The sequence below is a fragment of the Leeuwenhoekiella sp. ZYFB001 genome, assembly GCF_011784865.1.
Lineage (GTDB): Bacteria > Bacteroidota > Bacteroidia > Flavobacteriales > Flavobacteriaceae > Leeuwenhoekiella > Leeuwenhoekiella palythoae.
The window spans coordinates 3,642,823-3,654,501 of sequence record NZ_CP050460.1; the positions used below are offsets into that span (position 1 = coordinate 3,642,823).

Here is an 11,679-nt window from a genome sequence, read left to right on the forward strand (position 1 = left end):
GAAATTAAAATGTGTCACTATCAAACGTCTGATAGGCTTGGATATGTGAGAATTATCTAATGCTCATCGCGGCTTCTGTAAAGGCAGGTTAATAAATTTTTTTAGCGCGCGATAAGCCGTAAATTTGGTTGGTATGGAAACCCCTGAATTAGAAATACAACTTAAAACTTTACCCAACAGTCCCGGCGTTTATCAGTATTACGATAAAAAGGGGAAATTGTTATATGTGGGCAAAGCTAAAAACTTAAAAAAGCGTGTCTCCTCTTATTTCAATAAAAAGCACGACAATGCCCGCACCCATTTACTGGTAAAAAAGATTGCAAACATTAAGCATATTGTAGTTAACAGCGAGACCGATGCGCTTCTGCTGGAAAACAATATGATTAAAAATTATCAGCCGCGCTATAACGTGATGCTTAAGGATGATAAAAGTTATCCTTGGATTTGCATTAAAAATGAGCGGTTTCCCAGAGTGTTTCCTACCCGAAGATTAATAAAAGACGGTAGTGAATATTATGGTCCGTACACCAGTATGAAAACCGTACACACCTTGCTTGATCTTATAAAAGGCTTGTATCCACTGCGTACGTGTAATTATGATTTGTCTAAAGAAAAGATAGAATCGGGCAAATACAAAGTGTGCCTGGAATATCATTTAGGGAATTGTTTAGGGCCTTGTGAGGATAAAATTTCGGCGGAAACCTATCACGACAATATAGATGCGATTCGGGAGATCGTTAAGGGAAATTTTAAAGATTCGTTGCATCGCTTCAGATCACAAATGAAGGCGCATGCCGAAGCTATGGAGTTTGAAGATGCGCAGCGCATTAAAGAAAAAATCGAGGTGCTCGAGGGATATCAAGCCAAGAGTACCGTGGTGAATCCGTCAATCAATAATGTTGATGTTTTTAGTATCGTGTCTGATGAAGGTTACGGCTATGTCAATTTTTTACAACTTTCGCACGGGGCGATCATTAGATCACACACTTTAGAACTCAAAAAGAAATTAGACGAGTCTGATGCAGAGTTGCTCGCCATAGGAATCATTGAGATCAGACAACGCTTCAACTCGCAGTCTTCAGAAATTTATGTTCCGTTTGAACTTGATCTGGGAGATGGCATTCGGGTTACCGTGCCTAAGTTAGGAGACAAAAAACGCATTGTGGAACTCTCTGAACGCAATGCGAAATACTTCAGGATGGAACGTTTTAAACAAACTAAAATCGTTGATCCTGATCGTCACGTAAATCGCCTGATGGCACAGATGAAATCAGATTTGCGCCTTTCAGTAGAGCCACGCCACATAGAGTGTTTTGACAACTCAAACATTCAAGGAACCAACCCTGTTGCTGCTTGCGTAGTCTTTAAAGATGGGAAACCCAGCAAAAAAGATTATCGTAAGTTTAATATTAAAACTGTAACGGGAGCTAATGATTTTGCGTCTATGGAAGAGGTGGTTTTTAGAAGATACAGACGCCTGCTGAATGAAGATGAACCGTTACCGCAATTGATTATTGTAGATGGAGGAAAAGGCCAATTGTCGTCTGGAGTCAAAGCTTTAGAGACCTTAGGCTTACGCGGAAAGATTGCGATCATAGGGATAGCAAAACGCTTAGAAGAATTGTTTTATCCCGGAGATTCGATTCCGTTGTATTTAGATAAGAAGAGTGAAACGTTAAAAGTGATTCAGCAATTGCGTAATGAGGCGCATCGTTTTGGGATTACCTTTCATAGAAACAAACGCAGTAAAGCAGCAATTAATACCGAACTTGAAACCATTCCCGGAATTGGAGAAAAAACGGTGATAGAACTATTGAGACACTTTAGATCAGTAAGCAAAGTGAAAAAAGCTTCAGAAACCGCATTGAGCGAAGTTATAGGTCCGGCTAAAGCCAAGATCATCATTAAACATTATCAGCAAACCACAAATGAAAATTAATTACAGTCTACTTTTATTAGTACTCGTGCATTGGGCAGTGATCGCTCAAGACAGTACGGCTGTAGATTTTTCAAAAATTCCGCAAGGTGAAGAATTAAAAGTTGGTCTTGTGCTGAGCGGCGGTGGCGCTAAGGGTTTGGCGCATATAGGCGTTTTAAAAGAAATTGAAGCCGCAGGTATTGAAATTGATTACATTGGTGGTACCAGTATGGGCGCTATCATTGGTGGTTTATACGCCTCAGGCTATAACGCGCATCAGTTAGATTCTATTTTTGAGTCGGTTGATTTTGAAAAACTCATTCAAGATGATCTGCCACGAAGTGCGCAGTCATTTTATGAGCGGGCAGATCGCGAGCGCTATGCGATTGCGCTTCCTTTTGAGCATTTTAAAGTCTCTTTTCCTTCGGCTTTATCTAAAGGTCAAAATATTTACAACCTGTTTACCCAACTCACGCATCACGTAAAAGAAACCGATGATTTTGCAGCGCTTGACATTCCGTTTTTTTGTGTGGCTACCGATGCTGAAAAAGGCCAGGCGATCATTCTGGATAAAGGCTGTTTACCCGAAGCGATAACCGCTAGTGGGGCGCTTCCGTCGTTATTCAGTCCGGTGCTGCTTGATGATCGCGTGCTCATTGATGGTGGTGTGGTAAATAATTATCCGGTGGAAGAATTGCGCAAACGCGGCGCTAATTTTATCATCGGTGTTGATGTACAAGATGGCTTACGTGGCAAGGACGAATTAAAAAGCGCTCCTGAAATGCTGTTGCAGATCAATAACTATCGTACCACTGAAGCGATGCGGGATAAAGTCGCACAAACTGATATTTACATCAAACCCAATATTGAGGGGTACACGGTCGTTGATTTTGATCGCGGAGCGGAAATCATCAAGGGCGGTCAGGAAAAAGCCGAAGCTTATGATGATGCCTTTAGAAAGTTGGCGGCGCTTCAGCATAAAACCTATACAAAACCGGAGCTCAAGCTCAATCAGCACGATACATTGCGTATTAAAAGCGTTGCGATCAACGGAAATGTGTACTATACCCGCTCTTATATTTTAGGAAAACTAAAGATCAAAACGCCGGCAAAAATGACCTATCAAGAACTTTTTGATGGGATTAATAATCTCGCGGCGACTAACAACTTTCAGCGTATAAATCACCGGTTAGAACAATATGATTCCGGCGAAAGCCATCTGATTATTAACCTTACTGAGAGTGAGACAACCACGTATGCAAAAGCGGGCATTCATTATGATGATATTTATAAAAGTGCGGCGCTGATCAATGTTACTAAAAAACGTTTGCTGTTTAAAAACGATATTGCTTCGTTTGATCTGGCTTTAGGAGATAATATTCGGTACAACTTAGATTATTATAGCGATAATGGATTTTACATAGGTTTTGGTCTGCGCTCGCGGTATAACAGTTTTGAGAGCCGCGTAGATGCCCGTTTTGTTGAGGAAGTGAGCGATCTGCCACTAGAGAATTTCAACAGTTTACAAATTGATTATACAGATTTTACTAATCAAGTCTATTTGCAAACTTTGTTTCAGAAACAATTTGCTTTAAGTCTGGGGCTTGAGCATAAATTTCTTAAAATAGATACCGAAAGTATTCGGGTTGATGAAGACAATGAGGGGAAGTTATACTTTGATAACAGTCATTATTATAGTACTTACGGCCAACTTCTGCTAGACACATTTGATAATAAATACTTTCCTACTTCGGGATGGTATTTTAATGGGGATTTTCATTTGTATCTATTCTCCTCTGATTATAATCAGAATTTTGAAGAGTTCTCTATTGGCAAAGCCGAAGTAAAATATGCTAAAAAGTTGTTTCCTAAATTCTCTATGCAGCTTTCGGCTATGGGCGGATTTAAAATTGGTGCGACCGGAAATGGTACGCTTAACTTCGTTTTAGGAGGTTGGGGAAATGATTTTATCAATAACATCGTTCCGTTTTACGGTTACGAATTGATCAGCAGTAATGGTGACGGACTCGTAAAATCTGAAATTACGTTTGACTATAATTTTTACCGAAAGAATCACCTCAACTTTGGGGCAAACTTTGCCAATCTTGAGAACGATCTTTTTACTACCGGAAACTGGCTTAGCGCTCCTGACTTTACGGGATATTATGTAGGGTATGGACTGGAAACAATCGTTGGGCCTTTGCAAACTAAAATCTCGTATTCTCCGGAGATCGAAGATGTATTTTGGAACTTCAGTTTAGGATTTTGGTTTTAAGAAAATATTAGTCTGTTTAGCTGTGGATTTTACGATATTTGTGAAAAACTATATCGTTTTCGGAGAATGATTCAAAAGATGTAGTTTTTTAAGAACTTTAAAATTGAAACGCTATGCCTTTCTATCATCAATTAGGTAAAATTCCTCATAAACGCCATACGCAGTTTAGAAAACCAGACGGGAGCTTGTACTACGAGCAGCTTTTTGGTACCATTGGTTTTGACGGAATGTACAGTAATATGTACCACGAGCAGCGGCCTACACAAGTAAAAGAAATCAAAGGCAGCAAAAGTGTCAAACCTAAGGTAGCTAAGGCCAATCATATTCAATCGTATCGCTTTAGAGGTTTTGAGATCAAGCCCGAAGCAGATTATCTCGAAAGCCGGAAACCGGTTTTAACCAATAGCGATTGCACGATTATTTTGGCTGCCCCAAAGAATAAAACGCAAGACTATTTTTATAAGAATAGCGATGCAGACGAACTGATTTTTGTGCATCGCGGCAGTGGTAAATTCCGCAGTCATCTGGGGAATCTTGATTTTAAATATGGCGATTATCTGTTGATTCCGCGGGGAACTATTTACAAATTAGATTTTGATACTGAAGATAACAGGCTCTTTATCGTTGAATCTAGAAGACCCATTTACACGCCGAAACGCTATCGAAACTGGTTTGGTCAATTGCTAGAGCATTCCCCATTTTGCGAGCGCGATCTGCGTAGACCCTACGAATTAGAAACCAACAACGAGTCTGGTGAATTTTTAATGAAAATTAAAAAGCAAGACGATCTTTTTGATATGGTGTATGCTTCGCATCCTTTTGATGTAGTTGGTTATGACGGGTACAATTATCCTTATGCGTTTTCTATTCACGATTTTGAACCCATTACGGGCCGCGTGCATCAACCACCACCGGTGCATCAAACTTTTGAGACCGATGCTTTTGTGGTGTGCAGCTTTTGTCCGCGTAAATACGATTATCATCCTCAGAGTATTCCGGCGCCGTACAATCACAGCAACATCGACAGCGATGAGGTGTTGTACTACGTTGACGGTGATTTTATGAGCCGCAATGATATTGAAGCCGGGCATATTTCATTGCATCCGGCGGGTATCCCACACGGGCCACATCCCGGAGCTACAGAGCGCAGTATCGGCAAAACAGAAACCGAAGAACTCGCGGTTATGGTAGATACATTTAAACCGCTGCAAATCTGTGAAGACGCGATGCCAATTGCAGATGAAACCTATTATAAGTCTTGGCTAGAGCATTAATTTTTAAATGAGTATTAGAAGCTATTTCCTGCTTTCCGCTGTATCTTTTTAATGCTTTCGCCTTTAGGCTCAACCAGTAAAAAGGATGCCGCTGCAATCAGGGCTAAAACATAAAAACAATGAGTAAAGAATTGAAATCAGTCGATTACGGACTGGAAAAAATATTTGAAGGAGCGCAAGATTTTTTGCCGCTTTTAGGAACCGATTATGTAGAATTCTATGTGGGCAATGCCAAGCAGGCAGCACATTTTTACAAGACGGCTTTTGGTTTTCAGTCTTTCGCATATAGCGGTCTCGAAACCGGAAAAAAAGATCGCGTAAGCTATGTGCTCAAACAAGATAAAATCAGAATCGTTTTGACTTCTCCTTTAGGAAGTGCTTCGCCTATTAATGAGCATATAGTTAAGCACGGCGATGGGGTGAAAGTTATTGCGCTTTGGGTAGAAGATGCGCAAAGTGCCTTTGAAGAAACCACAAAACGTGGCGCAAAACCTTTTATGGAACCTCAGGTAGAAACAGACGAGTACGGCGAAGTCGTGCGTAGCGGAATTTACACCTATGGAGAAACCGTACATATGTTTGTAGAGCGTAAAAACTATAATGGGCAGTTTTTGCCAGGCTACCGCAAGTGGGAATCAGATTATAATCCGGAGCCTACCGGTTTAAAATACATTGATCATATGGTGGGCAATGTGGGTTGGGGCGAGATGAACACCTGGGTAAAATGGTATGAAGATGTCATGGGCTTTGTAAACTTCCTAACCTTTGACGATAAGCAAATCACTACCGAATATTCTGCTTTGATGAGTAAAGTGATGAGCAACGGTAACGGGCGAATAAAATTCCCGATTAATGAGCCGGCAGAAGGCATTAAAAAATCCCAGATTGAAGAGTATCTTGATTTTTACGAAGGTCCGGGAGTGCAGCACTTGGCTGTTGCTACCGATGATATTGTAAAAACCGTAGCTGCTTTAAAAGCCCGTGGAGTTGAATTTCTTCCGCCGCCACCTCAGACATATTATGATGATATTCCACGTCGCTTGGGTGCGCATATGGATACGATGAAAGAAGATTTGACCAAGCTTCAGGAGCTTTCAATTTTAGTAGATGCTGATGAGGAAGGCTATTTGCTGCAAATTTTCACCAAGCCACTTCAAGACCGGCCTACACTGTTTTTTGAGATCATTCAGCGAATGGGGGCAAAAGGTTTTGGTGCCGGTAACTTTAAAGCACTTTTTGAATCTATTGAGCGCGAACAGGCGCAGCGTGGTACGCTTTAGTTTTTGATAATCAACAGGAAGAACTTCCTTCGGATAAAGCTGAAAAGCTTGCGTTGAGAACGAAATTCTCCATTTTAATGGCTATTGGGTTGGAATATTAAATCCTTTGGCTATGCCAATAAATTTTAAAAATCTCTGTTTGTATTCAAGCAGGGATTTTTAGCTTTTGCTACTTTTGGAACAACTCTTGTAAAAGCATGATATACAACACCTTTGTTGTGCTTTAAAGTAATGTCGCTATGAAAAATAAATACTTAGTATTGTTGATGCTTTTAGTCTCAGGTTTGACCTATGCACAGGAGGCTGCTTTTCAAGATGGAGAATGGTTTCGGTTTAGGATCAGTTATAGCGGCTGGTGGAAAGCCGGGGAAGCAACCTTATCAGTAACCAACGAAATCCTTAAAGGAAAGCCTGTGTATCATGTAAAAGGGAAAGGCGTTACCACAGGGATGACTAAACTCTTTTTTGGGGTTGAGGATTATTATGAGACCTATATCGATAAAAAAACGACATTACCATATCGCTTTATCCGAAAGATCGATGAAGGTGGGCATACTAAAGATAAAATCATTGATTTTAATCAACAATCTAACGTAGCCACCGTAAATGATAAGAAGCATAATGAGGTTAAAACGTTTCAGACCGAGCCCAATATTCACGATATGGTTTCGGCGTTCTATTATTTGCGCAACAGTATTGATTCAGAAAACTTGAAGGATGGTGATGAGACCGTGATCAACATGTTTTTTGATCAGGAAAATTTCAAATTCAAATTGAAGTTTTTAGGTCGGGAAGAGGTGAAGACTAAATTTGGAAAAGTAAAGGCGCTAATCTTTAGACCTTATGTGCAAGCAGGTCGCGTTTTTAAAGAGAAAGAAAGTCTTACAGTTTGGATTAGCGACGACCAAAATAAAATACCTTTGCAAATCAAAGCAGATTTGGCGGTGGGTTCTTTAAAAGCTGATATTGACGCTTATAAAGGGCTTAAACACCCATTCTATATTATACAAGATTAATGACTTCAAAAAGCAGTCGAGAGACCCAGGAACAACTAGATGCGCTAAAGGACAAATTTGATGCAATGGGGCAAAACCTGGATCATCAGCTTGAAGGATTTGTACATAGCAAACCGGTAAATTATTGGGATTATATTCAGGTTGACGCGCTGCTAAGTCTTCAAAATCAACGCACGTTATTACCTGACGAGATGGTGTTTATTATGTACCATCAAATCAACGAACTGCTTTTTAAAATGATTCTGTGGGAAATAGAACAGGTGGCTTATGAACCTGAATTAACCACGGAGTTCTTTTCTGAAAAATTAAATCGCATCAGCAGGTATTTTGATATGCTCACCTCTTCATTCACCATTATGCGAGAGGGTATGAATATGGAACAGTACCTCAAATTCAGACGAACCTTGAGTCCGGCTAGTGGTTTTCAGAGTGCTCAGTACCGGTTTGTAGAATTTGGCTCAACCGAACTTTTAAATCTTATTGATGCACGCTTCCGGAAGGATTTTGCTCAAGAAGATGAGGCAGACCCATTGTATTATGACAAGGCTGTAGAGCATTTGTATTGGCAAGCAGCCGGTAAAGATTTTCAGACCGGCGATAAATCCTATACGTTAAAAGCATTTGAATTAAAATATAAGGAAGATTTCATTCGTTTTCTAAAACGTTACAAAACCTTAAATTTGTGGGCCAGATTTAAAACCTTACCTCTTTCTGATCAAAAGGATGCAACATTGCTTGCCGCAATGCGTCACTACGATTATACGGTTAATATCACGTGGGTAATGTCACATTACCATACGGCGTTGCATTATCTAAACCAAGGTAAAGAGCCTCTAGAGGCCACAGGAGGAAGTGATTGGGTAAAATATATGCATCCCAAATATCAAAAACGCATTTTTTTCCCAGGCTTATGGTCAGAGCAAGAGCGTGCAGAATGGGGCCAAAACATTTAAACAAAAGATAAATTTTCAACATACCCTAAATTGAAAAAACTAAGTATTGTACTACTAGCAATGCTCACATTAATGAGCTGTGCAGATGATGAAAGTAAAGAGAAAGAACCCGTTAAAAAGGAAGTTAAAAAGCCGGTTAATAAGCGGTTTGGTTATGTGCTTGACGACTATGAAGTAGTTTCTGATACGGTACAGTCTGGTGATAGTTTTGGTCAGATTCTTTTTGAAAACGGGATTGATTACGGTACTATTCAGCAAATAACAGACTCTGTAAAAAATACGTTTGATACCCGTAAAATCGTTGTGGGTAAACCGTATACGCTTTTAAAAAGCAAAGATTCTACCAATCAAGCTCAGGTTTTTATTTATGAGCAAAACAGAATTGATTATGTGGTTCTTGATTTTAAAGATGAGGTAGTAAAAGCTGCAGCAAAGAAGCGTCCGGTTACTATAAAAGAACGCGTGGCGCACGGGGTAATCAATGACAACTTATCAAGTACATTTGATGATCTGGGCGTAAATATTCTTGTAGCCTATGGGATGGCTGACATTTATGCCTGGACTATTGATTTCTTCAGACTACAACCCGGTGACAAGTTTAAAGTAGTCTATACCGAAAAATATATAAATGATACCATCCCGGCAGGGTTTGGTGAGATCAAGGCGAGCTGGTTTGAACATAAAGGCAAGCCTGTTTATGCTTTCGCTTATCAAGCTGATTCTATTAACGGAGGTCGAAGAGATTATTACGATCAGGATGCCGATAACTTAAGAAGAGCCTTTTTAAAGAGTCCGCTTAAATTTGGCCGTATTTCTTCGCGCTACAATTTAAAACGCCGTATTGCCTATTATGGAAACCGCATTCGTCCGCACAAAGGTACCGACTTTGCGGCGCCTGTAGGAACCCCAATTATGGCAACTTCAGACGGTACCGTAATCGCTTCAGAATATCGTGGCGGAAACGGTAATTATGTAAAGCTTCGACATAATGGAACCTATGATACGCAGTATTTGCATATGAGCAAACGAGCCGTGAGCCGTGGTGATTATGTGCGCCAAGGAGAAGTGATAGGCTACATAGGGATGACCGGGAATACCAGCGGTCCTCACGTGTGCTATCGTTTCTGGAAAAATGGAAAGCAAGTTGATCCTTTTTCAATAGATTTACCTACATCAGAGCCGCTTGCCGAAGAATTGCAGCCGGCCTATTTTGAATATATAGCTCCATTGCGAGCAGAATTAGATGCTATAACCTTCCAAAAATCAACATAAAATGCAAAAAGTAAATCCCACTCAGACTAAAGCCTGGAAAGCGCTTCAGGCACATTTTGAAGACATTAAAGATGTCAAAATGAAAAACCTCTTTGAAGATCAGTCAAGGGCTGAAGCTTTTACTTTAAAGTGGGAAGACTTTTATGTGGATTACAGTAAAAACCGAATTACTGAAGAAACTAAAACTTTGCTTCTTGATCTTGCTAAAGAGATGAATCTTGAGGAAGCTAAGGCAGCTTATTTTGGTGGTGCAGCCATCAATGAGACCGAAGATCGTGCGGTGATGCATACGGCATTGCGTCAGCCAAGCACTGCTAGTGTAACGATTGACGGTGAAGACGTTATTCCTGAAGTAAATGCTGTAAAGGAAAAAATTAAAGGATTTTGTGATACAGTGATCAGCGGAGCGCATAAAGGCTATACCGGTAAAGCTATTACAGATGTAGTGAATATTGGTATTGGTGGATCTGATCTTGGGCCGGTGATGGTTGCAGAAGCTCTAGCGTATTACCACAATCATCTCAAGGTACATTTCATTTCTAATGTAGATGGCGATCACGTTCACGAATCATTAAAAGACCTAAATCCGGAAACGACACTTTTTGTAATCGTTTCAAAAACATTCACTACACAAGAGACGCTTTCTAATGCAACTACTGCAAGAAAATGGTTTTTGAATAAAGTGGCTGGAGCAGTCGAAGATGGTGAGGCAGTGGCTAAACACTTTGTGGCGGTTTCTACTAATGAAACTGCGGTTAAAGATTTTGGTATAGACCCTAATAATGTATTCACGATGTGGGACTGGGTTGGTGGTCGTTTCTCACTATGGAGTTCAGTCGGACTTTCCATCGCTTTAGCTGTGGGATACAATAATTTTGAAAGTATGCTTGCCGGGGCACATAAAGCAGATGAGCATTTCAAAAATACGCCATTGGATGAGAATATTTCGGTAATGATGGCGCTGGTGACCGTGTGGTATAACAATTTCTTTGGTGCCGAAAGCGAAGCGATCATTCCGTATACACAATACTTGCACCGTTTTCCTGCATATCTTCAGCAGGCGATTATGGAAAGTAACGGTAAAAGTGTAGATCGAAACGGTAAACACGTGGATTACCAAACCGGTCAGATCGTTTGGGGTGAGCCTGGAACCAATTCGCAGCACGCGTTTTTCCAACTAATTCATCAAGGAACTAAAATTATCCCAACCCACTTTATTGGATATAAGGAAGCGTTGCACGGAGATAAAGACCATCATAATAAGTTGATGGCAAACTTTTTTGCGCAAACCGAAGCATTGATGAATGGGAAAACCGAGGCTGAAGCTAAAGCTGAATTAGAAGCTTCAGGTATGGATGCAGCTGCGATTGAGAAGCTAGTTCCATTCAAGGTTTTTGATGGAAATAAGCCTACAACAACCATTCTTATTGATAAGCTAACACCAGAAAGTTTGGGTGCTTTGATCGCGTTATATGAGCATAAAATTTTCACCGAAGGTATTCTGTGGAATATTTTTAGCTACGATCAATGGGGTGTTGAGTTAGGTAAGCAATTGGCTAAAAATGTACTAACCGACTTAAATTCAGATAGTATTGCGTCGCACGATGCTTCTACCACCGCTTTGATTAAAGCCTTCAAAAGCTAAAAATTACCAGCTTATTTAGATTTAGTTTTTTAACTGTTAAAGGTTA

Annotated in this window: 8 protein-coding genes; all 8 read left to right on the forward strand. The window is 40.3% G+C overall.

What is annotated here, in order from left to right; translation table 11 throughout:
- The first annotated feature begins 133 nt into the window (after positions 1-133).
- The 8 genes from uvrC (at position 134) to pgi (ending at position 11,633) form a co-directional block, all read left to right on the forward strand.
- Positions 134-1,939 carry an excinuclease ABC subunit UvrC gene (gene uvrC, locus HCN54_RS15680; protein ID WP_167598526.1) on the forward strand — a complete coding sequence of 602 codons (1,806 nt, stop codon included), beginning with the start codon at positions 134-136 and terminating at the stop codon, positions 1,937-1,939.
- Positions 1,929-4,193 (forward strand): patatin-like phospholipase family protein, encoded by a 2,265-nt coding sequence (locus tag HCN54_RS15685; protein ID WP_167598527.1) that lies wholly within the window; start codon positions 1,929-1,931, stop codon positions 4,191-4,193. The genes uvrC and HCN54_RS15685 overlap by 11 nt, the downstream gene beginning before the upstream one ends.
- 113 nt (positions 4,194-4,306) lie before the next feature.
- A complete protein-coding gene (locus tag HCN54_RS15690) occupies positions 4,307-5,467 on the forward strand; it encodes a homogentisate 1,2-dioxygenase (RefSeq protein ID WP_167598528.1) in 1,161 nt (386 codons plus the stop codon).
- 119 nt (positions 5,468-5,586) lie between these two features.
- Entirely contained in the window at positions 5,587-6,747 is a 1,161-nt protein-coding gene (gene hppD / locus HCN54_RS15695) for a 4-hydroxyphenylpyruvate dioxygenase (protein ID WP_167598529.1), read from the forward strand.
- A 239-nt stretch (positions 6,748-6,986) separates the two neighbouring features.
- Complete coding sequence (locus HCN54_RS15700) at positions 6,987-7,763, forward strand: DUF3108 domain-containing protein (protein WP_167598530.1); 777 nt, start codon at positions 6,987-6,989, stop codon at positions 7,761-7,763.
- Positions 7,763-8,716: a tryptophan 2,3-dioxygenase family protein gene (locus HCN54_RS15705; protein WP_167598531.1), complete on the forward strand. Its 954-nt coding sequence runs from the start codon at positions 7,763-7,765 to the stop codon at positions 8,714-8,716. Before HCN54_RS15700 ends, HCN54_RS15705 begins: the two co-directional genes overlap by 1 nt.
- A 30-nt stretch (positions 8,717-8,746) precedes the next feature.
- The gene (locus HCN54_RS15710) at positions 8,747-9,988 is read left to right on the forward strand and encodes a M23 family metallopeptidase (protein ID WP_072981148.1); all 1,242 of its coding nucleotides are present in this window, start codon (positions 8,747-8,749) and stop codon (positions 9,986-9,988) included.
- 1 nt (position 9,989) lies between these two features.
- Entirely contained in the window at positions 9,990-11,633 is a 1,644-nt protein-coding gene (pgi, locus tag HCN54_RS15715) for a glucose-6-phosphate isomerase (RefSeq protein ID WP_167598532.1), read from the forward strand.
- Positions 11,634-11,679: the final 46 nt, after the last annotated feature.

Bases quoted from the DNA above. Each gene is read 5' to 3' on its own strand.
- hppD (WP_167598529.1), top strand. From the start codon at position 5,587: ATGAGTAAAGAATTGAAATCAGTCGATTACGGACTGGAAAAAATATTT.
- pgi (WP_167598532.1), top strand. From the start codon at position 9,990: ATGCAAAAAGTAAATCCCACTCAGACTAAAGCCTGGAAAGCGCTTCAG.
- HCN54_RS15690 (WP_167598528.1), top strand. From the start codon at position 4,307: ATGCCTTTCTATCATCAATTAGGTAAAATTCCTCATAAACGCCATACG.
- uvrC (WP_167598526.1), top strand. From the start codon at position 134: ATGGAAACCCCTGAATTAGAAATACAACTTAAAACTTTACCCAACAGT.
- HCN54_RS15705 (WP_167598531.1), top strand. From the start codon at position 7,763: ATGACTTCAAAAAGCAGTCGAGAGACCCAGGAACAACTAGATGCGCTA.
- HCN54_RS15700 (WP_167598530.1), top strand. From the start codon at position 6,987: ATGAAAAATAAATACTTAGTATTGTTGATGCTTTTAGTCTCAGGTTTG.
- HCN54_RS15685 (WP_167598527.1), top strand. From the start codon at position 1,929: ATGAAAATTAATTACAGTCTACTTTTATTAGTACTCGTGCATTGGGCA.